Source organism: Streptomyces sp. DH-12, assembly GCF_002899455.1.
Classification (GTDB): Bacteria; Actinomycetota; Actinomycetes; order Streptomycetales; family Streptomycetaceae; genus Streptomyces.
This window is the reverse complement of the sequence record NZ_PPFB01000001.1, coordinates 6437332-6458901: the sequence shown is the minus strand read 5'-3', so window position 1 is coordinate 6458901 and position 21570 is coordinate 6437332. Positions and strand designations below refer to the sequence as shown.

Genomic DNA, 21570 nt, shown 5'->3' with positions numbered 1-21570 from the left:
CCGTCGGCGCGCGGGAAGGTCGTCAGAGCGCAGCCCGTCCCATGGAGGCCAGTGATGCACATCGCCACGGTGAATCCGGCGAACGGCGAGACCGTCAAGACGTACCACCCCATGGACGAGGACGAACTGGAACGCCGGCTCCAGCTCGCGGAGGCCACCTTCCGCACGTACCGGACGACGACCTTCGAGGAGCGCTCCCGCCTGCTGCACCGGGCCGCCGAGATCCTCGACGAGGACCGGGACGCCGTCGGCAAGGTGATCACCACGGAGATGGGCAAGCCGATCGCGCAGGCCCGCGCGGAGGCCGCGAAGTGCGCCAAGGCGATGCACTGGTACGCCGACCACGCGGCCGAGCTGCTGGCCGACGAGGAGCCCGACGCGTCCGACGTGAAGGACTCCGGCGCCTCCCGGGTCCTGGTGCGCTACCGGCCGCTGGGCCCGGTGCTCGCGGTGATGCCGTGGAACTTCCCGCTGTGGCAGGTGGTGCGGTTCGCCGCCCCCGCCCTGATGGCGGGCAACGTCGGCCTGCTCAAGCACGCGTCGAACGTGCCGGGGACCGCCCTGTACCTGGAGGACCTGTTCCACCGCGCGGGCTTCACCGAGGGCACGTTCCAGACCCTGCTGATCGGCTCCGCCGCCGTCGACGACCTGCTGCGCGACGAGCGGATCAAGGCGGCGACCCTCACCGGGAGCGAGCCCGCGGGCCGGGCCGTCGCCTCCACCGCCGGCGAGATGATCAAGAAGACGGTGCTGGAGCTGGGCGGCAGCGACCCCTTCGTGGTCATGCCCTCCGCCGACCTGGACCGGGCCGCCGAGGTCGCGGTGACCGCCCGGGTGCAGAACGCCGGGCAGTCCTGCATCGCCGCCAAGCGGTTCATCGTGCACACGGACGTCTACGACGCCTTCGCCGAGCGGTTCGTGGCGGGCATGAAGGCGCTGAAGGTGGGCGACCCGATGGAGGAGGACACCGACGTCGGCCCGCTCTCCAGCGAACAGGGCCGCACGGACCTGGAGGAACTGGTCGACGACGCGGTACGGGCCGGCGCCACGGTGCTGTGCGGTGGCGAACGCCTCGACGGGCCGGGCTGGTTCTACCCGCCGACCGTGCTGGCCGGGATCGGCCGGGAGATGCGCATCCACCGGGAGGAGACCTTCGGCCCGGTGGCCACGCTCTACCGCGCGGCCGATCTGGACGAGGCGGTGCTCATCGCCAACGACTCGCCGTTCGGGCTGAGTTCCAACGTCTGGACGCGTGACGAGGCGGAGATCGACCGGTTCGTCCGGGACCTGGAGGCGGGCGGCGTGTACGTCAACGGCATGACGGCCTCCCACCCCGCGTTCCCCTTCGGCGGCGTGAAGCGGTCGGGCTACGGGCGTGAGCTGTCCGGGCACGGAATCCGCGAGTTCTGCAACATCACCACGGTTTGGCACGGCGCGTGACGCGCGCACGGATACGATCCCGACTGTGAACCGCGAAGTGACACTGCCTCTGATCGTCGACGACCGCGGCACCCTTCAGGTGGCGGCCGCCGACGTCAGCAAGCTGCTGCGCACGGTGGGCGGCCGGTGGGTCCGGCTCGTCGAGGCCGGCGAGAGCGGGCTCGACGAGGACACGGTCGCCGCGCTGACGATCGAACTCGCGAAGCTCGCCGACCGCATCGACGTCGCGTGCATCGCCCACAGCAGCGGCACCACGCCGTGACGGGACGCTAGGCCGGCCGTTCGAGGGTGCGCCAGAACAGCGCTTCGTAACTCTGCAGCAGGTGCCCGTAGGCCCGGGCACGACGCTCGTCCAGGCGGCCGGTGTCCAGGGCCGCCTGGACGGCGCGCTCCGCCGTGCGGTCCAGCTCCTCGGCCGGTTCGGCGAAGAAGTCGAAGAAGGCGCAGGCCTCGTCGTCGAAGCCGTAGTGGGTGCGCAGGGCCCCGGCGATCGCGGCGCAGTAGCCGCCCCAGGCCGAGAAGTTGGCGGTGACGGCCAGGACGGCGTCGGCGGGGGCGGCGTTGAGGGCCAGCCAGGCGACGTAGGCCGGGTAGGCCTGGCAGCCCGGCAGCGGGGTGTACGCGGCGGCGCGGTCCTCGTCGACGCCGCAGGCCGCGGCGAAGGCGGGCAGCCGCTGCCGGGCGACGGCCTCGCCCTCGGCGAGAGCGGTGAAGAAGGCGTCGGCCTCCGGTTCGGCCGTGGACCGCACGGCCAGTTGGAGGAAGGCGCGGCGGTCCGCGGGGATCACCTGCATCTGTTCCAGCGCGAGCACCGCCAGCACCTCGCGGTCCGCCTCACCCGCCGCGATCAGCGGCACGAGGGGGTTGGAGCGCGGGTCAGGGGCGAGTTCCGCGGTGATCGTCCTCAGCAGGTCCCGGGCCGTGCGTGTCATCGCGTCCTCCGAGGCGTCGGTCATCCCGAGGGTGGCCCGGCGGCCGGACGATGGCAACCCGGCGGTGCCGCCCGCACCGCCGGGTCGTTCCGTGGGGGCCGTCCTAGCGGATGGACATGCCCGAGAGGGTGCGGGCGATCACCAGGCGCTGGATCTCGCTCGTCCCCTCGAAGATGGTGTAGATCGCGGCGTCCCTGTGCATCCGCTCGACCGGGTACTCGCGGGTGTAGCCGTTGCCGCCGAGGATCTGGATCGCCTGGGCGGTGACCTTCTTGGCGGTCTCGCTGGCGAACAGCTTCGACATCGAGCCCTCGGCCGCGGTGAACGGCTTGCCGTTGATCGCCATCCAGGAGGCGCGCCACACCAGCAGGCGGGCGGCGTCGATCTGGGTGCGCATGTCGGCGAGCTGGAAGGCGACGCCCTGGTTGTCGATGATCGGGCGGCCGAACTGCTCGCGCGTCTTGGCGTAGTCCAGCGCGACCTCGTAGGCGGCGCGGGCGGTGCCCACGGCCATGGCGCCGACGGCCGGGCGGGACGCCTCGAAGGTGGCCATGGCGGCGTTCTTCACGCGCTCGCCGCCCTTCCTGGCCCTCTCCCGGGCGCGGGCGAGGCGCTCGTCCAGCTTCTCCTTGCCGCCGAGCAGGCAGGAGCCGGGGACGCGCACGTCGTCGAGGATGACCTCGGCGGTGTGCGAGGCGCGGATGCCGTGCTTCTGGAACTTCTGGCCCTGGGACAGGCCGGGGGTGTTCGGCGGGACGATGAAGGAGGCGTGGCCCTTGGAGCCGAGCTCGGGGTCGACGACCGCGACCACGACGTGGACGTTGGCGATGCCGCCGTTGGTCGCCCACGTCTTGGTGCCGTTGATCACCCACTCGTCCTTGGCCTCGTCGTAGACCGCGCGGGTGCGCATCGACGCCACGTCGGAGCCGGCGTCGGGCTCGGAGGAGCAGAAGGCCGCGACCTTCACGTCGTTCACGTCGCCGTACATCTGGGGGATCCAGGTGCCGATCTGCTCCTCGGTGCCGTTGGCGAGGACGCCGACGGCGGCGAGGCCGGTGCCGACGATCGACAGGGCGATGCCCGCGTCGCCCCAGAACAGCTCCTCCATGGCCATGGGGATGCCGAGACCGGTTGCGTCGAAGTACTGCTGGGCGTAGAAGTCCAGGGAGTAGATGCCGACCTTGGCCGCCTCCTGGATGACCGGCCAGGGAGTCTCCTCACGCTCGTCCCATTCGGCGGCGGCGGGGCGGATGACGTCGGCGGCGAAGCCGTGCAGCCAGTCCCGCACCTCCTTCTGTTCGTCGTTGAGCTCCATGGTGAACTCGGCCATGACTCCTCCAGCGGCGACGCCCGTGCATGTTACTTGCGGTAACCCCAGTCTGTTACCGGCAAGTAGGAAAAGTCAACTCTCCGGGCGGGCCGGCATCCCGTCCGATGGCCGGGCCGTGATCAGTGTTAGTTTGCGCAGGCGTCACCGATTCGGCACGGGCGGGGAGAGCTCATGGACACCACACAGCGGACCGAGCAGCAGCGGTCCGCCGACCGACGCCGGCGCGAGCTGCTGGAGGCCGCCGACCGAGTGGTGCTGCGTGACGGTCCGGGAGCCTCGATGAACGCCATCGCCGCCGAGGCCGGCATCACCAAGCCCATCCTCTACCGGCACTTCGGCGACAAGGGAGGACTCTACGCCGCCCTCGCCAAACGCCACACCGACGCCCTGCTGGACTCCCTGCGGGCCGCGCTGGACGCGCCCGCGGAGCGCCGGGAGCGGGTCGAGGCCACGCTGGACACCTACCTGGCGGCGATCGAGGCGCGCCCCCAGGTGTACCGCTTCCTGATGCACCCGGCGGAGGGCTCGCCCGGCGACCAGGGCTTCGACGTGGGCAAGCACTCGGCGCCGCTGCTGCGCCGGATGGGCGAGGAGCTGGCCCAGGTGATCGAGGAGCGCCTCGACCTCGGACCCGGCAGCCACCGGCTCGCCCGGGTGTGGGGCCACGGCATCGTCGGCATGATGCACGCCGCCGGCGACTGGTGGCTGGGCGAGCGCCCCTGCGACCGCGCCGAGTTGGTCCACAGCCTGGCCGACCTGCTGTGGGGCCGCCTGGCGGCGGCCGGCGACAAGGTGGGCGGCCCGGGCTTCTGACCCCGGGCCGGGGGGACGAGGGCGCTCGGCGCAGGGGACGGCGCGGACGGCTGCCGCGTGGGGCGGCGGCCGGGCCGACGCGGGCAGGAGCGAGACGCGGTCGCCGGCCGCACCGGACATCGGCCTCCGCACGCGCGGGCGCAGGGCCGGGCGAGGCGCGCAGCCGTCCCTGTGGCGGCCGCCCGGGAGGGCGGGGGCGGGCCGGCAGCGGGAGCGCGCCGGTCCGCGGCGCGACGCCCGGGTGCGGGCGGCGGGACGTCGGCGCCCGGCTCAGGCGGGGCGGTGCCAGGAGGCGCGGGAGACCTGGCGCATCAGCTTGCGGTGACGGCGGCCGGTGAGCCGGTCGGCGTAGACCGTGCCCGCCAAATGGTCGCTCTCGTGCTGGAGGCAGCGGGCGAAGAAACCCGTGCCGTGCACGGTGACCGGCTCCCCGGTCACCGTGACGCCCTCGACCACCGCGTGGTCGTACCGCTCCGTCCCCGCCTCCAGGCCGGGCAGCGACAGGCAGCCCTCGGGCCCGCGCACCACCACCCCGTCCGTCACCACCGGCCGCGGGTTCACCACGTGCCCGAGGTGCCGTACGTCCTCGTCGTCCGGGCAGTCGAAGACGAACACCCGCAGCGGCACCCCGATCTGGTTCGCGGCCAGCCCCACGCCCTGCGCCGCGTACATCGTCGCGAACAAGTCCTCCACCAGCTCCGCCAGTTCCGGACCGAAGCCGGTGACCTCCTCGCAGGGCGTGTGCAGCACCGGGTCGCCGAGCAGGGTGAGGGGCCGTACGCGTCCGTGGACGCCGGGCAGGGAGCCGTGTCGCATGGCCGTAAGGGTACGGTCCTTGCATCCCCGCCCCGTCTCACGATGGAGCCGCGGTACTGGTGGGTGAAGGGATCTCGATAGGCTGAGCCCACACCACGTGGCCGTCAGGCACAGACGCGGCGCGTACGCAAGGAGGATCGAGAACTGATGGCAGGCAACTCGGACCCGCTCACGCCGCGGGCCAAGCTGGCCGTGACCGCGGGCAAGGCGGTCGCGGCGGCATCCCGTGCCGCAGGGCGCGGCAGCGGTTCGGTGATCGGGGGCCGGGTGGCGCTGAAACTCGACCCCGACCTCCTCGCGCGGCTCGCCCAGCACCTGGACGTGACCCTCGTCTCGGCGACCAACGGCAAGACCACCACCACCCGGCTCATCGCCGAGGCGCTCAAGGCGGCCGGCCCGGTCGTCTCCAACGCGCTCGGCGCCAACATGCCGGCCGGCATCACCTCGGCCCTCGCGGACGGCGCGGACGCCCGCTACGGCGTCATCGAGGTCGACGAGAAGTACCTCGTCGGCGTCGCCCAGGCCACCGAGCCGAAGTGCATCGCGCTGCTCAACCTCTCCCGCGACCAGCTCGACCGCGCCGCGGAGACCCGGATGCTCGCCGAGAACTGGCGCGAGGGCCTGGCGGGTTCGAAGTCCGTGATCGTCGCCAACGCCGACGACCCGCTGGTGGTGTGGGCCGCGTCGTCCTCCCCCAACGTGATCTGGGTGGCCGCCGGCCAGATGTGGAAGGACGACGCCTGGTCCTGCCCGTCCTGCGGCGGTGTGATGCAGCGCCCCGGCGACGACTGGTTCTGCGGCGAGTGCGGCTTCCGCCGCCCCACCCCGACCTGGGCGCTCTCCGGCGACCACGTGCTCGACCCGCACGGCTCCGCCTGGCCGATCCACCTCCAGCTGCCGGGCCGGGCCAACAAGGCCAACGCCGCGTCCTCCGCGGCCGTCGCCGCCGTCTTCGGAGTGCCGCCGCAGGTCGCCCTGGAGCGCATGTACCAGGTGCAGGCCGTGGCCGGCCGCTACGACGTCGTCCAGTTCCAGGGCCGTGACCTGCGGCTGCTGCTCGCGAAGAACCCCGCGGGCTGGCTGGAGACGTTCTCGCTGATCGACCCGCCGCCGACCCCGGTGATCCTGTCGGTGAACGCGCGCTCCGCCGACGGCACCGACACCTCCTGGCTGTGGGACGTCGACTACACCCGGCTGACCGGCCACCCGATCTGCGTCGTCGGCGAGCGGAAGCTGGACCTGGCGGTGCGCCTCGAGGTCGCCAACCAGCAGTTCCAGGTGTGCGAGAACCTCGACCAGGCGGTCCAGATGTCTCCGCCCGGCCGGATCGAGGTCATCGCCAACTACACCGCGTTCCAGGACCTGCGCCGCCGCGTCGGCAACTGACCACGACACCTCAGGGGACTTGAAGTGAGCGACAACCAGCTGCGGGTCGTCTGGATCTACCCGGACCTGCTCAGCACCTACGGCGACCAGGGCAACGTCCTCGTCGTCGAGCGCCGGGCGCGGCAGCGCGGCCTGGACGTGGCACGGCTCGACGTGCGCAGCGACCAGCCGATCCCGACCTCCGGCGACATCTACCTGATCGGCGGCGGCGAGGACCGCCCGCAGCGGCTGGCCGCCGAGCGGCTGCGCCGCGACGGCGGGCTGCACCGGGCCGTGGGGAACGGCGCGATCGTCTTCTCGGTCTGCGCCGGCTACCAGATCCTCGGCCACGAGTTCATCAACGACCTCGGCCAGCGCCAGCCGGGCCTCGGCCTGCTCGACGTGGTGTCGGTGCGCGGCGAGGGCGCCCGCTGCGTGGGCGACGTCCTCGCGGACATCAACCCGGCGCTGGGCCTGCCCCCGCTGACCGGGTTCGAGAACCACCAGGGCGTCACCCACCTGGGCCCTACGGCACGCCCGTTGGCCCAGGTCCGTTTCGGCAACGGCAACGGCACCGGGGACGGCACCGAGGGCGCGTACAACGAGACCGTCTTCGGCACGTACATGCACGGTCCGGTGCTGGCCCGCAACCCGCAGATCGCGGACCTGCTGCTGAAGCTGGCGCTGGACGTCAACGCCCTGCCGCCGACCGACGACCGCTGGTACGAGGCCCTGCGCGACGAGCGCATCGCGGCCGCCCAGCAGCCCGCGTGAGACGCTGGACGAACACCCCGGAGGAGGCGTCGGAGGGGCCCGGAACGGCCCGTCTGACGCCTCCTCCGCACAGGTGAGCGGGGTCGTCCAGCAGGCGGACGCGGGATGCGGCACCGCCCCCCGGAGCGGCTAGGGTGGCGGGGATCGAGCCGGACGACGCGGTCCGGTCCCGGCCCCCTTCGAGAAGGTTGTTTCGGGCTATGCGCATTGGTGTCCTCACGTCCGGCGGCGACTGCCCCGGCCTGAACGCCGTCATCCGGTCCGTCGTGCACCGCGCCGTCGTCGACCACGGCGACGAGGTCATCGGCTTCCGCGACGGGTGGAAGGGCCTCCTGGAGTGCGACTACCTCAAGCTCGACCTCGACGCGGTGGGCGGCATCCTCGCCCGCGGCGGCACCATCCTCGGCTCCTCCCGGGTGCGCCCCGAGCATCTGCGGGACGGTGTGGAGCGGGCCCGGGGCCACGTCGGGGAACTCGGTCTCGACGCGATCATCCCCATCGGCGGTGAGGGCACCCTCAAGGCGGCCCGGCTGCTGTCCGACAACGGTCTGCCGATAGTCGGCGTGCCGAAGACCATCGACAACGACATCGCCGTCACCGACGTCACCTTCGGGTTCGACACGGCCGTCGGAGTGGCCACCGAGGCCCTGGACCGGCTGAAGACCACCGCCGAGTCGCACCAGCGCGTGCTGATCGTGGAGGTCATGGGCCGGCACACCGGCTGGATCGCGCTGCACTCCGGCATGGCGGCCGGCGCGCACGCCGTCGTGGTCCCCGAGCGGCCCTTCGACATCGACGAGCTGACCGCCAAGGTCGGCGAGCGGTTCTCGGCCGGGAAGCGGTTCGCCATCGTCGTCGCGGCGGAGGGCGCCAAGCCGAAGCCCGGGACCATGGACTTCGACGAGGGCGACAAGGACGTCTACGGCCACGAGCGGTTCGCCGGGATCGCCCGGCAGCTCTCCCTGGAGCTGGAGTCGCGCCTCGGCAAGGAGGCCCGGCCGGTGATCCTCGGCCACGTCCAGCGCGGCGGCACGCCCACCGCGTACGACAGGGTGCTGGCCACCCGGTTCGGCTGGCACGCGGTGGAGGCCGTGCACCGCGGCGACTTCGGGCGGATGACGGCGCTGCGCGGCACCGACATCGTGACGGTGTCGCTGGCCGAGGCCGTCGAGACGCTGAAGACGGTGCCGGAGGACCGGTACGCCGAGGCGGAGTGCGTGCTCTGACCCCGTTGCCGCCGCCCGGCGCGTGAGACGGGCCGCACAGACCGCCCCCGGTGACGGACGTCGCCGGGGGCGGTTCTAGTCTGGTGCGGACCGATTGCGTACAACCTGGACGAAAATGGAGCCGGCGGATGGATCACAGCGGGCACGGCATGACCATGGATCTGCCGCCGTTCACGCTGGGGCGAGGGCTCGCCTGGTCGGCGGACCCCTTCTTCCTCGTCGCCTGCCTGCTGGGGCTCGCGCTGTACGGCTGGGGCGTGGTCCGGCTGGTCCGGCGCGGTGACGAGTGGCCCGTGGGGCGGACCGTGGCGTTCGCCGCCGGTGTGCTGAGCATCGGGCTGGTGATGTGCACCGCGCTGAACGACTACGGCATGGTGATGTTCAGCGTGCACATGGTGCAGCACATGGTGATCAGCATGGTGTCGCCGATCCTGATCCTGCTCGGCGCCCCGGTCACCCTGGCGCTGCGGGCGCTGCCCCCGGCGTCCGTGCGCGGCGCCAAGGGGCCGCGCGAGCTGCTGCTGATGCTGCTGCACAGCCGCTACATGCGGGTCGTCACGCACCCGCTGTTCACCATCCCGATGTTCATCGCGAGCCTCTACGCCCTGTACTTCACCCCGCTGTTCGACTTCCTGATGGGGTCGGCGGTCGGGCACGTGGCGATGATGGTGCACTTCCTCGCCGTCGGCCTGGTGTTCTTCTGGCCGATCATGGGCGTGGACCCGGGGCCGCACCGGCCGGGGCACCTGATGCGGATGCTGGAGCTGTTCGCGGGCATGCCGTTCCACGCGTTCTTCGGCATCGCGCTGATGATGGCCTCCACCCCCATGGTCACCACCTTCCAGGACCCGCCCGCGTCGCTGGGCATCGACGCCCTGTCCGACCAGAACGCGGCCGGCGGCATCGCCTGGGCGTTCAGCGAGGTCCCCTCCGTCCTGGTGCTGATCGCGCTGCTGTTCCAGTGGTACGCCTCGGACCAGCGGCAGGCCCGGCGCAAGGACCGCGCCGCCGACCGGGACGGCGACAAGGAGCTGGAGGCGTACAACGCCTACCTGGCCTCCCTGAACGCGCGCGGCAGCTAGTGACCTGAGTCGGAGATTCGTCGGCAGTAGGCCGCGACTTTGTCGAGGATTTCGTCGGCAGTCTTCGTCCAGACGAACGGTCGTGGATTGTCGTTCCAGTCGGCCAGCCAGGAACGAATATCGCGTTCGAGGGCCTGGACGGAGCGGTGGACACCGCGCTTGAGCTTCTTCTGCGTGAGCTCGGCGAACCACCGCTCCACCAGGTTCAGCCAGGACGAACTCGTCGGAGTGAAGTGCAGATGGAACCGCGGGTGAGCCAGCAGCCACTTCTTGACGGCGGGTGTCTTGTGGGTGACGTAGTTGTCCAGGATGAGATGGACCTCGAGGTCGGCGGGCACCTCCTTGTCCAGCTTGGCCAGGAACTTCTTGAACTCCACGGCCCGGTGCCTGCGGTGCAGGGAGCCGATCACTTTGCCGGTGGCGACCTCCAGGGCCGCGAACAGGGTGGTGGTGCCGGCCCGGACGTAGTCGTGGCTGCGGCGCTCAGGAACCCCGGGCATCATCGGCAGCACCGGCTGAGAGCGGTCGAGGGCCTGGATCTGCGACTTCTCGTCCACACACAGGACCAGGGCCTTCTCCGGCGGATCCAGATACAACCCGACGACGTCACGGACTTTGTCGATGAACAGCGGGTCGGTGGACAGCTTGAACGTCTGTGACCGGTGCGGGGCCAGGGCGAACGCCCGCCAGATCCGCGAGATCGCGGACTGGGACATGCCCGTGGCCGCCGCCATCGACCTGGTCGACCAGTGGGTGGCGTTCTTCGGCTTCTCCTCCAGCGTCTTGACGATGACCCGCTCGACGTCCGCGTCGGTGATCTTCCGCGGAGCACCGGGCCGCGGCTCGTCACACAGGCCGTCCAGCCCTCGCTCGAGGAAGCGTCGCCGCCAGGTGCGGACCGTGTCCGGAGAGGCACCCAGCCGGCGCGACACCTCCATGATCGAGTGTCCGTCGGCGCACTCCAGCACGATCCTTGAACGCTGGGCCAGTGCCTGAGCGGTCGAGCGGCGGCGCACCCAGCCCTCCAGCACGGCCCGCTGGGCATCGGTCACCGACAACGGCGGAATCTTCGGACCCGGACGACTCATGCCAAACCAACGACGAGTCTCCGACTCAGGTCACTAGGGATTCCCCGGGGGCCCGTCCCGCACCGGCCTCCTTTCCGGAAACCGGGGCACCATGGAGGGACCGGACCAAGAGGAGGGTGTCGCGATGCCCGTCACCACGAACGGTTCCACCTCGACGAAGACCATGGGAGTGCTCACCGTCGGCGGCCTGGTCGCCGTCACGGCGTACACGGTGGCGCTCGGCAGCAACGGCTGGCTGTGGTTCGGCTGGGTCGTCCTGGGCCTGATCACCCTCGGGATGGTCGCCACCCGGAGCAGCTGACCGCACGCACGGGGGGGCGGCTCACCGCGGGGTGAGCCGCCCCGCCAGATGGACGCCCGGCTGGTACTTCGGCAGCCGGACGGTGATCTTCATGCCCGCGCCCGCGGCCGTCTCGATGACCAGCCCGTGGTCGTCGCCGTAGACCTGGCGGAGCCGGTCGTCGACGTTGGACAGGCCGATGCCGCCCGTCGGGCTGACCTCCCGGGCGAGAATGCGGCGCAGCAGCTCGGGGTCCATGCCCGCCCCGTCGTCCTCGATGACCACCAGCGCCTCGGCGCCCGCGTCCTGCGCGGTGATCTGGATGCGGCACGTGTCGGCCTTGCCCTCCAGACCGTGCTTCACGGCGTTCTCCACCAGCGGCTGGAGGCACAGGAAGGGCAGCGCGACCGGCAGCACCTCGGGCGCGATCTGCAGGGTGACCGAGAGCCGGTCGCCGAAGCGCGCCCGCACCAGCGCCAGGTAGTGGTCGATGGCGTGCAGTTCGTCGGCCAGGGTGGTGAAGTCGCCGTGCCGGCGGAACGAGTAGCGGGTGAAGTCGGCGAACTCCAGCAGCAGCTCGCGGGCGCGCTCGGGGTCGGTGCGCACGAAGGACGCGATCACCGCGAGCGAGTTGAAGATGAAGTGCGGGGAGATCTGTGCGCGCAGGGCCCGGATCTCCGCCTCGATCAGCCGGGTGCGGGACTGGTCCAGGTCGGCCAGCTCCAGCTGGACGGAGACCCAGCGGGCGACCTCCCCGGCGGCCCTGACCAGCACCGCCGACTCGCGGGGCGCGCAGGCGACGAGCGCGCCGTGCACCCGGTCGTCGACGGTGAGCGGGGCGACCACCGCCCAGCGGACGGCGCAGTCGGGGGTGTCGCAGGTCAGCGGGAAGGCCTCGCCGCGGCCGGTGTCCAGGGGGCCGGTGAGGCGCTCCATGATCTCGGTGCGGTGGTGGGCGCCGACGCCGTCCCAGACGAGGACCTGCTCGCGGTCGGTGAGGCACAGGGCGTCGGTGCCGAGCAGGGAGCGCAGCTTGCGGGCCGACTTGCGGGCGGTCTCCTCGGTGAGGCCCGCGCGCAGCGGGGGCGTGGCCAGCGAGGCGGTGTGCAGGGTCTCGAAGGTGGCGTGCTCGACGGGTGTGCCGAGCCCGGCGAGGCTGGCGGGCCGTGCCGTGCGCCGGCCCAGCCAGAAGCCGGCGGCCAGCAGGGGCAGCACGGCGACCAGCAGACCGGCGAGGAAACCGCTCATGCGGACACCTCCGTACGCAGCTCTTCCGGCAGGTGGAAGCGGGCCAGGACCGCGGCCGTGCCGGGCGGCACCCGGCCCGGCGTGGCCAGGGAGACCAGCACCATGGTGAGGAAGCCGAGCGGCACCGACCAGAGGGCGGGCCAGGCGAGCAGCGCGTGCCAGGGCCCGGCGCCCGGGTAGCCCGTCATGGTGGCGGCGACGGCGAGGAACGCGGAGCCCCCGCCGATCAGCATCCCGGCGGCCGCGCCCGGCGGGGTCAGCCGCCGCCACCAGATGCCGAGGACGAGCAGCGGGCAGAACGACGAGGCGGACACGGCGAAGGCGAGACCCACGGCGTCGGCCACCGGCAGCCCGCCGACCAGAACGCTCGCGGCCATCGGGACAGCCATGGCGAGCACGGTGCCGAGCCGGAAGTGGCGCACGCCGCGGGAGGGCAGCACGTCCTGGGTGAGCACGCCGGCCACGGCCATGGTGAGCCCGGAGGCGGTGGACAGGAACGCGGCGAACGCTCCCCCGGCGACCAGCGCGCCCAGCAGATCGCCGCCGGTGCCGCCGATCATCCGGCCGGGCAGCAGCAGGACGGCGGCGTCCGCGTCCCCGGTGAGGGTGAGCTCGGGGGCGTAGAGCCGGCCGAGGGCGCCGTAGACGGGCGGCAGCAGGTAGAAGGCGCCGATCAGGCCGAGGACGGCGACGGTGGTGCGGCGGGCGGCGACCCCGTGCGGGCTGGTGTAGAAGCGGACCACCACGTGCGGCAGGCCCATGGTGCCGAAGAAGGTCGCGAAGATCAGCCCGTACGTGGCGTACAGCGGGCGTTCCGCGCGGCTCTCGGCGCGGGAGGGCGACAGGGCGTCGTCGGCGCCGTGTCCGGTGGCGGGCACCTCGGCGCCTTCGGCGAAGGTGAGGCGGGTGCCGCCGTCGACGCGGTGGGTGCCGGCGGGCAGGCGGACCTCGTCCCCGGTGTGCTCCCGGCCGTCGACGGTGCCGTCCACGGTGACGGTGAGCGGGGCGGTGAGGCGCAGGTCGACGGTGTCGTCGACGCGCACCACGCGCTGTTCGCGAAACCCGGCGGGCTCGTCGAAGGCGTGGCTGGGCGCGCCGTCGCTCTGCCAGGCGAGCACCAGGAAGAGCGCGGGCACCAGCAGGGCGGTCAGCTTCAGCCAGTACTGGAAGGCCTGGACGAAGGTGATGCTGCGCATGCCGCCGGCGGCCACGATGACCGTGACGACGACGGCGACGATCACCCCGCCGAGCCAGTCGGGCGCGCCGGTGAGCACGGTGAGGGTGAGTCCGGCGCCCTGGAGCTGGGGCAGCAGGTAGAGCCAGCCGACGCCGACGACGAGGGCGCCGGCGAGCCGCCGTACCGCGTGCGAGGAGAGCCGGGCCTCGGCGAAGTCGGGCAGCGTGTAGGCGCCGGAGCGGCGCAGCGGGGCGGCGACGAACAGCAGGAGCACCAGGTGGCCGGCGGTGTAGCCGACCGGGTACCAGAGCATGTCCGGACCCTGGACGAGGACGAGTCCGGCGATGCCCAGGAAGGAGGCGGCGGAGAGGTACTCGCCGCTGATGGCGGCCGCGTTGAGGCGGGGGCCGACGGTGCGGGAGGCGACGTAGAAGTCGGAGGTGGTGCGGGATATGCGCAGACCGAAGGCGCCGACGAGGACGGTCGCGACGGCGACGAGCGCGACGGCGGTGACGGCGTAGGCGGTGTTCACGGTGGTGCGGTTCCCGGGGTCTCAGCGGTCCTCGACGAGCCGGACGAAGTCGCGTTCGTTGCGTTCGGCGCGGCGGACGTACCAGCGGGCGAGCAGGACCAGCGGGGGGTAGAGCCCGAAGCCGAGGACCGCCCACTCGAGGCGGCGGGCGTCCGGGGCGGCGGCGAAGACCAGCGGCAGCGGGCCGATGAGCAGCGCGAGCACGGCGAACACGGTGAGCCCGGTGCGCAGCTGGATGCGCATCAGGGAGCGGACGTAGGTGTGGCCGAGGGTGGTCTGCTCGTCGATCTCGGTGCGCGGGCGGTAGCGGCCCGTGGAGTGGGGGTGCCACCCGCGCGAGCGGGGCCGGGCGTGGGGGAGGGCGCGGCGGGGCGGGCCGGTGACGACCACCCGGCGCTCGGCGGGTTCCTGGGGCATGCGGGCCTCTCCCCCGGTCAGCCGGTGGTCCGGCGCATCAGCAGGTCCCGCAGTTCGCGGGCGTGGCGCCTGCTGACCTGGAGTTCCTCGGAGCCGATCAGGACGCTCACCGTGCCCGCGCCCAGCCGTAGTTCCCCTATGTGGCGCAGGGCGACCAGGTGGCGGCGGTGGATGCGGACGAAGCCGCGGGAGCGCCAGCGCTCCTCCAGGGTGGACAGCGGGATGCGCACGAGGTGGCTGCCGCGGTCGGTGTGCAGGCGGGCGTAGTCGCCCTGCGCCTCGACGTGGGTGATGTCGTCGACGGCGACGAAGCGGGTGACGCCGCCCAGTTCGACGGCCATGTGGTCGGGGTCGGGCTCGTGCACGGGGATGCGCGGGGCGGCGTCGCGGGGGGTGGTGCCGCGCTGGGCGGCGGCCCGCCGCACGGCTTCGGCCAGGCGTTCCTTGCGGACGGGTTTCAGCACGTAGTCGACGGCCTTGAGGTCGAAGGCCTGGACGGCGAAGTCCTCGTGGGCGGTGACGAACACGACGAGCGGCGGCCGGGCGAAGCCGGTGAGCAGCCGGGCCAGGTCGAGTCCGTCGAGGCCGGGCATCTGGATGTCGAGGAAGACGACGTCGATGGCGTCGGGCCCGTCGGGTCCCGACTCCAGTGCCCGGTTGATGCGGCGCAGGGCCTCGGTGGCGTCGCCGGCGCCTTCCGCGCTCCCGATGCGCGGGTCGGCGTTCAGCAGGTACAGCAGTTCCTCCAGCGAGGGGCGTTCGTCGTCGACGGCGAGGGCGCGCAGCATGAAGGTGGAGTGTAGGGGGATCTCCGGGTCCGGACCACGTGCCGGACAAGGGCGTTTCGCCCGGTTCGGCGCCCGGACCCCTCCGCGGCGGACCCGGGGTGGCCCGGGGCCGTCGTGGATACAGTGCCCGCATGGACAGCAGGCCCGCGCCGTTCGACGAGCTCGACCGGAAGATCGTCACCGCTCTGATGGCGAACGCCAGGACGTCCTTCGCGGAGATCGGCGCGTGCGTCGGGCTGTCGGCGACGGCGGTCAAGCGCCGGGTGGACCGGCTGCGGGAGACCGGGGTGATCACCGGGTTCACCGCCACCGTGCGGCCGTCCGCGCTGGGCTGGCGCACCGAGGCGTACGTGGAGGTGTACTGCGAGGGGGCGGCGCCGCCGCGGCGGCTGGCGGAGGTGGTGCGCAACCATCCGGAGATCGCGGCGGCGATGACGGTGACCGGGGGCGCGGACGCGCTGCTGCACGTGCGGGCGCGGGACGTGGAGCACTTCGAGGAGGTGCTGGAGCGCATCCGCCAGGAGCCGTTCATCCGGAAGACGATCAGCGTGATGGTGCTGTCGCACCTGCTGCCCGACAGTCCTGAGGCGGGAGTGACGCAGCCCGCCCCGGACGACGCACCGGACGTGCGCTGAGGACGGGAAAGACGCAGCGATCGTGCGCGCACGCGCAGGATGCGTCGCTTGTCGGCCGTGCGGCTCGGTTCCTACCGTGGAGTCACCCCCTGTTGACACCGTGTGAAGCGGAGGAACCCCTTCGTGCCCGAATCACGTGTGGCGCGCCCACGGCGTTATCTCGTCTGCGAACCCAAATTCTTCGCCGTGCGGTACGCGATCAATCCCTGGATGCGTCCCGACCGTCCCGTCGACGTCTCACTCGCCCGGCGGCAGTGGCTGTCGCTGGTCGACGCCTATCGCCGCCACGGCCATACCGTGGAGACCGTGGAACCGCTGCCCGGCCTGCCCGACATGGTGTTCGCCGCGAACGCGGCGGTCGTCGTGGACGGCCGTGTGCTCGGCTCCCGGTTCCACGCGCCGGAGCGGCGTCCGGAGTCGGCGCCGTACGAGGCCTGGTTCAAGGCGCACGGGTTCGACGTCCAGCATCCGGGGTCGGTGTGCGAGGGCGAGGGCGACCTGGTGCCCGCCGGGCGCTGGATCCTCGCCGGGACCGGTTTCCGCACCACCCCCGAGGCGCACCGGGAGGCGCAGGAGTTCTTCGGGGTGCCGGTGATCGGCCTGACCCTGGTGGACCCGTACTTCTACCACCTGGACACGGCGCTGTTCGTGCTGGACGAGGAGAACGTCGCGTACTGCCCGGAGGCGTTCTCGCCGGGCAGCCGTGAGGTGCTGGAGCGGCTGTACCCGGACGCGGTGACCGCCACCCGGGAGGACGCCATGGCGTTCGGCCTGAACTCCGTCTCGGACGGCCGCCACGTGTTCATCTCGCCGGGGGCGGCCTCGCTCGCCGACCGGCTCGCCGACCGCGGTTACGTCCCCGTCCCCGTCGACCTGTCCGAGTTCCACAAGGCGGGCGGGGGCATCAAGTGCTGCACTCAGGAGATCCGCTCATGACCTCTGTCGCCCGTACGCGTTCGTCCGCCGAGCTGATCGCGGCGGAGGAGCCGGTCCTCGCGCACAACTACCATCCGCTGCCCGTGGTCGTCGCCCGCGCGGAGGGCTCCTGGGTGGAGGACGTCGAGGGCCGCAGGTACCTGGACATGCTGGCCGGCTACTCGGCGCTGAACTTCGGCCACCGGCACCCGGCGCTGATCGAGGCGGCGCACCGCCAGCTGGACCGGCTCACGCTGACCTCGCGCGCCTTCCACAACGACCGGCTCGCGGGGTTCGCGGAGCGGCTGGCCGCGCTGACCGGCCTGGACATGGTGCTGCCGATGAACACCGGTGCCGAGGCGGTGGAGAGCGGCATCAAGGTGGCCCGCAAGTGGGCCTACGACGTGAAGGGCGTCCCGGCCGACCGGGCCACGATCGTGGTGGCGGCGGACAACTTCCACGGCCGGACGACGACGATCGTGAGCTTCTCCACGGACGAGGTGGCGCGGTCCGGGTTCGGGCCCTTCACCCCGGGGTTCCGGGTGGTGCCGTACAACGACCTCGCGGCGCTGGAGGAGGCCGTCGACGAGACGACGGCGGCGGTGCTGATCGAGCCGGTCCAGGGCGAGGCGGGCGTGGTGATCCCGGACGACGGTTATCTGACCGGGGTGCGGGAGCTGACCCGGCGTGCCGGGTGCCTGTTCGTCGCCGACGAGATCCAGTCCGGTCTGGGCCGCACCGGCCGCACCCTCGCCGTGGAGCACGAGTCGGTCGTCCCGGACGTGGTGCTGCTCGGCAAGGCGCTGGGCGGCGGCATCGTCCCGGTGTCGGCGGTGGTGGCCCGGCGTGAGGTGCTCCAGGTGCTCCATCCGGGTGAACACGGGTCGACCTTCGGCGGGAACCCGCTGGCGGCCGCCGTGGGCACGGCCGTGGTGGAGCTGCTGGAGACGGGTGAGTTCCAGCGCCGCGCGGCCGAGCTGGGCGTGGTGCTGCGGGAGGGGCTGGAGGCGCTGGTCGGCAAGGGCGTCACCGGGTTCCGCAGCCGCGGTCTGTGGGCGGGCGTGGACGTCGACCCGGCCCTCGGCACCGGCCGGGAGGTCAGCGAGCGCCTGATGCGCGAGGGCATCCTGGTCAAGGACACGCACGGCTCGACCGTCCGGCTGGCCCCGCCGCTGACCGTCACCGCGGACGAACTGCGGGAGGCGCTGCGCACGCTGGAGAAGGTGCTCAGCCGCCAGGTCTGACCCCTTCCGCGCCGCCCCCGCCGGACCTCTCCGGCGGGGGCGGCGGCGTGTCCGGGACCGGGCGCGGCGGACCGGCGGTCCACCTCCGGGAGGCCCTCGGCCGGTCCCCGGGGTGAAGATGGGAGCAGGTGGGGACACGAGTGACAGACCACTCTCCGCGACAGAGAGGCCGTCCGTGGGCGGACACGAGGAGCAGGAAGGAGCCCGGCAGGGGTTCGACGTGGCCGACGCCGCGCCCCTGCTGCTGGACCCGCACGGCCTGGTGGCGGGCTGGACCGTGCACGCGGAACGGCTGCTGGGCCACGGCGCGGCGGAGACGGTGGGCCGGAAGTTCGCCGACCTGCTGGAGACCGGCGACGCCGAGCGGCTGACGGACCTGCTCGGCCGCTGCCGCGCCGGGAGCGACTGGGCGGGACCGATGACCGCCCGCCACCGGGACGGGCGCCCGGTGCCGGTGGCGGTGCGGGTCGCCCCGACCACGGCGCCGCGGGGACGCGCGGCGCTGCTGGTGCTGCTGTCGGAGCTGGGGGACGCCGACCGGGGCTGGGGCCTGAGCCGCCGCGTGCTGGAGCAGCTCGTCGACGGCAACCCCATCGGCATCGCCGTCGTGGACACCGACCTGCGCTACGTGTGGTCCAACGCGGCCCTGGAGCAGTTCGGCGGCGGGCCGGCCCACCGCCGTCCGGGCCTGCGGTTCACGGACGTCCAGCCGGGCCTGGGCGGCGACGCCGTCGAGGAGCGGATGCGGCACGTGCTGGAGACCGGCGAGCAGGTGGTCGGCTACGAGCACGTCGGCCGGGCGCGGTCGGCGCCGCTGCGCGAGACGGCGTACATGCTGTCGTTCACCCGCCTCGAGGACGACCGGGGCGACCCGATGGGCGTGTACTACACCGTCGTGGACGTCACCGAGCGGCACCGCACCCGGCAGCGCCTCGCCCTGCTCGACCGGGCCGGGAAGCACATCGGCCGCACCCTCGACGTCATGACCACCGCGCAGGAACTGGCGGACGTCGCCGTGCCCGGGCTGGCCGACTTCGTCACCGTGGACCTGCTGGAGACGGTGCCGGGGGGCGCCGAGCCGGTCCCGGAGCCGTCCGCCGGGTCCGAGCGGGTCCCGCTGCGCCGCGCGGGCCACCGGTCCCTGTACGAGGACCTGCCGCGGACGGCCGTGGACAGCGGCGCGGTCGTCGCCTACCTGACGGACTCCCCTCCCGTGCGGTGCCTGACCACGGGGCGGTCCTGGCGGCAGGAGCAGCTCGACCCGCTGGGCGTCGAGTGGGCCGTGGGCGCGCCGGGCGGCCGGGAGTCCACGTTCCTGGAGCTGGGCCTGCGGAGCGCGATGATCGTCCCGATCCGGGCCCGCGGGACCACCCTGGGGCTCACCACGTTCTTCCGCCGCCGGCAGAGCCCCTTCGACGCGGACGACCTGCACCTGGCCGAGGACCTGGTCTCGCGCGCCGCCGTCTGCGTGGAGAACGCCCGCCGTCACACCCGCGAGCGGGACGCCGCGCTGGTCCTCCAGCGGAGCCTGCTGCCGCGCCGGCTGCCCGAGCTGGACGCGGTCGAGGTGGCCGCCTGCTACCGGCCCGCGGACGAGCTGACCGGCCTGGGCGGCGACTGGTACGACCTGATCCCGCTGTCCGGCGCCCGGGTCGCGCTGGTGGCCGGCGAGGTGCCGGGGCACGGCATCGCCGCCGCCGCGGCCATGGGCCGCCTGCGCACGGCGGTGCGGACGCTGGCCGCGATCGACCTGCCGCCCGAGGAGGTGCTGGCGCACCTGGACGACCTGGCCTCCCGCTCGGCACGGGACGACGGCGCCGGGGAGGGCGCGGACGCGCCGGACCACTCGGTCGGCTCCGGCTGTGTGTACGTGGTGTACGACCCGGCGGACGGGCGGTGCACGATGGCCGCCGCGGACCATCCCGCGCCGGCGGTGGTGGCGCCGGACGGCACGGTCGGTTTCGTGGACCTGCCGCAGGGGCCGTCGCTCGGAGTGGGCGGTCCGCCGTTCGAGGCGGTGGAGCTGTCCCTGGACGAGGGCAGCACGCTGGTGCTGTACACGGACGGGCTGCTGGCGCACGACGGCGACGGCGGGGAGGACGCCGGCCGGGAACGGCTGCGGCGGGCCCTGGAGGGCACGGCACGCGAACAGCGGCCCGGCTGCCAGGCCGTGATCGACGCGCTGGTCCCGTCCCGCCCGGAGGACGACGCGGCGCTGCTGATGGCGCGCACCCGGCGGCTCGCGCCGGAGCAGGTCGCGGCGTGGGAGCTGCCGCCGGACCCGGCGGTGGTGGCGGACGCCCGCAGGAGCGCCCAGGACCAGTTGTCCCGCTGGGGTCTCGACGATGAGCTGGTGTTCACCACGGAGCTGCTGGTCAGCGAGCTGGTGACGAACGCGGTCCGGCACGCCTCCGGGAGGGTGCGGCTGCGGCTGATCCTGGAACGGACGCTGGTGTGCGAGGTGCTCGACGGCGGCGCGAGCGCCCCGCATCTGCGGCATCCCCGGGCGATGGACGAGGGCGGCCGCGGACTGCTGCTGGTGTCGCAGCTCGCCGAGCGCTGGGGGACCCGGTTCGTGCCCGACGGGAAGATCATCTGGGCGGAGCAGCCGCTGACCACGCCCCCGGAGTGAGGCGGGCCGTGGCACGGGCGTCGATCGGCCACGAGGCGGTGGACCGGGCGCCGCCGGGCATGGTGGCGCCGCCGGCCCCCGGCCTGGTGCTCGCGGACGTCGACGAGGCCCGGCGCGTTCAGCACCGTCCGCGGGCGGGCCGCGGCGGCCGGCGGACTCCCCGTGCCGTCGCCGTGAGCCGGCCCCGAAGCCGCCGGCGGACACGGCGCTGAGGGAACTGCTGCCGCCGGGCGTGCCACGGACGGCACGGCGCGGGCCGCCGTACGGCTGTGACGGGCCCCGCGCCGTCAGGTGCCGGTGCGTCCGTGGTCGAGGCGGGCGGTGCGGTCCACGTTGGCCCGGTCCTCGGGGTCGTCGCTGGGGCGGCCGGCGAACCAGGCGTCGAGGATCTCCCTGAGCAGCGGCTCGGAGGTGAGCCGCAGGCTGAGCGCCAGCACGTTGGCGTCGTTCCAGCGGCGGGCGCCGTCGGCGGTGTAGGCGTCGGTGCACAGGGCGGCCCGCACGCCGGGCACCTTGTTGGCGGCGATCGAGGCGCCGGTGCCGGTCCAGCAGCACACCACCGCCTGGTCGGCCGTCCCGTCGGCGACGTCGCGGGCGGCGGCCTCGGAGCAGACGGCCCACCGCGGGTCGGCCCCGGGGCTCAGGGCGCCGTGGGCGCGCACCTCGTGGCCTCGCTCGCGGAGTTCGCCGACCAGGGCGCGGGCGACGGGTTCGTCCATGTCGGAGGAGACGGAGATCCGCATACCGCCGAGCGTACCGGGCGGTGCGCGGGTGACGGTCGTGCGGCGTGCGGCCGGTGCTCCGCCGCGGTGCGTTCCGGTTCCCGTCGAACCTGC

The 21570-nt window shown here is 73.1% G+C and carries 20 protein-coding genes and 1 pseudogene; 12 read left to right on the top strand and 9 right to left on the bottom strand.

Going from position 1 to position 21570, the window contains the following annotated elements; genetic code table 11:
* Nucleotides 1-54: 54 nt before the first annotated feature.
* Both C1708_RS28180 and C1708_RS28175 read left to right on the top strand, forming a co-directional pair.
* Nucleotides 55-1440, top strand: coding sequence for an NADP-dependent succinic semialdehyde dehydrogenase (locus tag C1708_RS28180; protein ID WP_106415326.1), 1386 nt, complete (start codon nt 55-57; stop codon nt 1438-1440).
* A gap of 25 nt (nt 1441-1465) precedes the next feature.
* On the top strand, nt 1466-1702 hold the full coding sequence (locus C1708_RS28175; RefSeq protein WP_106415325.1) for a DUF6213 family protein: 237 nt from the start codon (nt 1466-1468) through the stop codon (nt 1700-1702).
* 7 nt (nt 1703-1709) lie between these two features.
* Here C1708_RS28175 and C1708_RS28170 read toward each other — a convergent pair whose 3' ends face one another.
* Both C1708_RS28170 and C1708_RS28165 read right to left on the bottom strand, forming a co-directional pair.
* On the bottom strand, nt 1710-2372 hold the full coding sequence (locus C1708_RS28170) for a thiaminase II/PqqC family protein (protein ID WP_241911339.1): 663 nt from the start codon (nt 2370-2372) through the stop codon (nt 1710-1712).
* 103 nt (nt 2373-2475) lie between these two features.
* Complete coding sequence (locus C1708_RS28165) at nt 2476-3702, bottom strand: acyl-CoA dehydrogenase family protein (RefSeq protein WP_106415323.1); 1227 nt, start codon at nt 3700-3702, stop codon at nt 2476-2478.
* Between the two features lie 171 nt (nt 3703-3873).
* Between C1708_RS28165 and C1708_RS28160 the strand changes: the two genes are divergently transcribed.
* The gene (locus C1708_RS28160) at nt 3874-4515 is read left to right on the top strand and encodes a TetR/AcrR family transcriptional regulator (protein ID WP_106415322.1); all 642 of its coding nucleotides are present in this window, start codon (nt 3874-3876) and stop codon (nt 4513-4515) included.
* Nucleotides 4516-4785: 270 nt separating this feature from the next.
* Here the strand turns inward: C1708_RS28160 and def are convergent, their stop codons facing one another.
* Nucleotides 4786-5331, bottom strand: a complete 546-nt coding sequence (def, locus tag C1708_RS28155; protein ID WP_106415321.1) for a peptide deformylase — start codon at nt 5329-5331, stop codon at nt 4786-4788.
* Between the two features lie 147 nt (nt 5332-5478).
* Between def and C1708_RS28150 the strand changes: the two genes are divergently transcribed.
* From C1708_RS28150 to C1708_RS28135, 4 genes are all read left to right on the top strand, one after another.
* Nucleotides 5479-6717 carry a MurT ligase domain-containing protein gene (locus tag C1708_RS28150; RefSeq protein WP_106415320.1) on the top strand — a complete coding sequence of 413 codons (1239 nt, stop codon included), beginning with the start codon at nt 5479-5481 and terminating at the stop codon, nt 6715-6717.
* Nucleotides 6718-6741: 24 nt separating this feature from the next.
* On the top strand, nt 6742-7470 hold the full coding sequence (locus C1708_RS28145; protein ID WP_106415319.1) for a type 1 glutamine amidotransferase: 729 nt from the start codon (nt 6742-6744) through the stop codon (nt 7468-7470).
* Nucleotides 7471-7670: 200 nt separating this feature from the next.
* The gene (locus C1708_RS28140; protein ID WP_106415318.1) at nt 7671-8696 is read left to right on the top strand and encodes a 6-phosphofructokinase; all 1026 of its coding nucleotides are present in this window, start codon (nt 7671-7673) and stop codon (nt 8694-8696) included.
* A 128-nt stretch (nt 8697-8824) separates the two neighbouring features.
* The gene (locus C1708_RS28135; RefSeq protein ID WP_106415317.1) at nt 8825-9778 is read left to right on the top strand and encodes a cytochrome c oxidase assembly protein; all 954 of its coding nucleotides are present in this window, start codon (nt 8825-8827) and stop codon (nt 9776-9778) included.
* On the opposite strand, the gene C1708_RS28130 is transcribed toward C1708_RS28135, so the two are convergent.
* Nucleotides 9775-10866: an IS630 family transposase gene (locus C1708_RS28130; protein ID WP_106415316.1), complete on the bottom strand. Its 1092-nt coding sequence runs from the start codon at nt 10864-10866 to the stop codon at nt 9775-9777. The genes C1708_RS28135 and C1708_RS28130 overlap by 4 nt on opposite strands.
* A gap of 124 nt (nt 10867-10990) precedes the next feature.
* On the opposite strand from C1708_RS28130, the gene C1708_RS28125 reads away from it, so the two are divergent.
* Entirely contained in the window at nt 10991-11167 is a 177-nt protein-coding gene (locus tag C1708_RS28125; protein ID WP_198602613.1) for a hypothetical protein, read from the top strand.
* Nucleotides 11168-11188: 21 nt separating this feature from the next.
* Here the strand turns inward: C1708_RS28125 and C1708_RS28120 are convergent, their stop codons facing one another.
* From C1708_RS28120 to C1708_RS28105, 4 genes are read right to left on the bottom strand one after another with little or no spacing between them, the layout of a single operon-like run.
* Complete coding sequence (locus C1708_RS28120; protein WP_106415314.1) at nt 11189-12394, bottom strand: sensor histidine kinase; 1206 nt, start codon at nt 12392-12394, stop codon at nt 11189-11191.
* Nucleotides 12391-14103, bottom strand: coding sequence for a sodium/solute symporter (locus C1708_RS28115; protein ID WP_106415313.1), 1713 nt, complete (start codon nt 14101-14103; stop codon nt 12391-12393). Before C1708_RS28115 ends, C1708_RS28120 begins: the two co-directional genes overlap by 4 nt.
* Nucleotides 14104-14124: 21 nt before the next feature.
* Complete coding sequence (locus C1708_RS28110) at nt 14125-14520, bottom strand: hypothetical protein (RefSeq protein WP_106415312.1); 396 nt, start codon at nt 14518-14520, stop codon at nt 14125-14127.
* Nucleotides 14521-14537: 17 nt separating this feature from the next.
* The gene (locus C1708_RS28105; RefSeq protein WP_106415311.1) at nt 14538-15308 is read right to left on the bottom strand and encodes a LytR/AlgR family response regulator transcription factor; all 771 of its coding nucleotides are present in this window, start codon (nt 15306-15308) and stop codon (nt 14538-14540) included.
* A 131-nt stretch (nt 15309-15439) separates the two neighbouring features.
* Here C1708_RS28105 and C1708_RS28100 point away from each other — a divergent pair, with 131 nt between their 5' ends.
* The 4 genes and pseudogenes from C1708_RS28100 to C1708_RS28085 all read left to right on the top strand — a co-directional run.
* Nucleotides 15440-15943 carry an Lrp/AsnC family transcriptional regulator gene (locus C1708_RS28100; protein WP_106415310.1) on the top strand — a complete coding sequence of 168 codons (504 nt, stop codon included), beginning with the start codon at nt 15440-15442 and terminating at the stop codon, nt 15941-15943.
* Between the two features lie 123 nt (nt 15944-16066).
* Complete coding sequence (gene ddaH, locus C1708_RS28095; RefSeq protein ID WP_106415309.1) at nt 16067-16879, top strand: dimethylargininase; 813 nt, start codon at nt 16067-16069, stop codon at nt 16877-16879.
* Entirely contained in the window at nt 16876-18102 is a 1227-nt protein-coding gene (rocD, locus tag C1708_RS28090; RefSeq protein ID WP_106415308.1) for an ornithine--oxo-acid transaminase, read from the top strand. Before ddaH ends, rocD begins: the two co-directional genes overlap by 4 nt.
* 175 nt (nt 18103-18277) lie before the next feature.
* A pseudogene (locus C1708_RS28085) lies at nt 18278-20728 on the top strand (SpoIIE family protein phosphatase); the annotation flags it as partial.
* Between the two features lie 293 nt (nt 20729-21021).
* On the opposite strand, the gene C1708_RS28075 reads toward C1708_RS28085, so the two are convergent.
* Nucleotides 21022-21477 (bottom strand): RpiB/LacA/LacB family sugar-phosphate isomerase, encoded by a 456-nt coding sequence (locus C1708_RS28075; protein ID WP_106415305.1) that lies wholly within the window; start codon nt 21475-21477, stop codon nt 21022-21024.
* Nucleotides 21478-21570 lie beyond the last annotated feature (93 nt).

What these genes read in the sequence shown, in the direction of transcription:
- C1708_RS28180 (WP_106415326.1), top strand. Translation starts at nt 55, where the DNA reads ATGCACATCGCCACGGTGAATCCGGCGAACGGCGAGACCGTCAAGACG.
- C1708_RS28170 (WP_241911339.1), bottom strand. Translation starts at nt 2,372, where the DNA reads ATGACACGCACGGCCCGGGACCTGCTGAGGACGATCACCGCGGAACTC.
- C1708_RS28165 (WP_106415323.1), bottom strand. Translation starts at nt 3,702, where the DNA reads ATGGCCGAGTTCACCATGGAGCTCAACGACGAACAGAAGGAGGTGCGG.
- C1708_RS28160 (WP_106415322.1), top strand. Translation starts at nt 3,874, where the DNA reads ATGGACACCACACAGCGGACCGAGCAGCAGCGGTCCGCCGACCGACGC.
- def (WP_106415321.1), bottom strand. Translation starts at nt 5,331, where the DNA reads ATGCGACACGGCTCCCTGCCCGGCGTCCACGGACGCGTACGGCCCCTC.
- C1708_RS28150 (WP_106415320.1), top strand. Translation starts at nt 5,479, where the DNA reads ATGGCAGGCAACTCGGACCCGCTCACGCCGCGGGCCAAGCTGGCCGTG.
- C1708_RS28140 (WP_106415318.1), top strand. Translation starts at nt 7,671, where the DNA reads ATGCGCATTGGTGTCCTCACGTCCGGCGGCGACTGCCCCGGCCTGAAC.
- C1708_RS28135 (WP_106415317.1), top strand. Translation starts at nt 8,825, where the DNA reads ATGGATCACAGCGGGCACGGCATGACCATGGATCTGCCGCCGTTCACG.
- C1708_RS28130 (WP_106415316.1), bottom strand. Translation starts at nt 10,866, where the DNA reads ATGAGTCGTCCGGGTCCGAAGATTCCGCCGTTGTCGGTGACCGATGCC.
- C1708_RS28125 (WP_198602613.1), top strand. Translation starts at nt 10,991, where the DNA reads ATGCCCGTCACCACGAACGGTTCCACCTCGACGAAGACCATGGGAGTG.
- C1708_RS28120 (WP_106415314.1), bottom strand. Translation starts at nt 12,394, where the DNA reads ATGAGCGGTTTCCTCGCCGGTCTGCTGGTCGCCGTGCTGCCCCTGCTG.
- C1708_RS28110 (WP_106415312.1), bottom strand. Translation starts at nt 14,520, where the DNA reads ATGCCCCAGGAACCCGCCGAGCGCCGGGTGGTCGTCACCGGCCCGCCC.
- C1708_RS28105 (WP_106415311.1), bottom strand. Translation starts at nt 15,308, where the DNA reads ATGCTGCGCGCCCTCGCCGTCGACGACGAACGCCCCTCGCTGGAGGAA.
- C1708_RS28100 (WP_106415310.1), top strand. Translation starts at nt 15,440, where the DNA reads ATGGACAGCAGGCCCGCGCCGTTCGACGAGCTCGACCGGAAGATCGTC.
- rocD (WP_106415308.1), top strand. Translation starts at nt 16,876, where the DNA reads ATGACCTCTGTCGCCCGTACGCGTTCGTCCGCCGAGCTGATCGCGGCG.
- C1708_RS28075 (WP_106415305.1), bottom strand. Translation starts at nt 21,477, where the DNA reads ATGCGGATCTCCGTCTCCTCCGACATGGACGAACCCGTCGCCCGCGCC.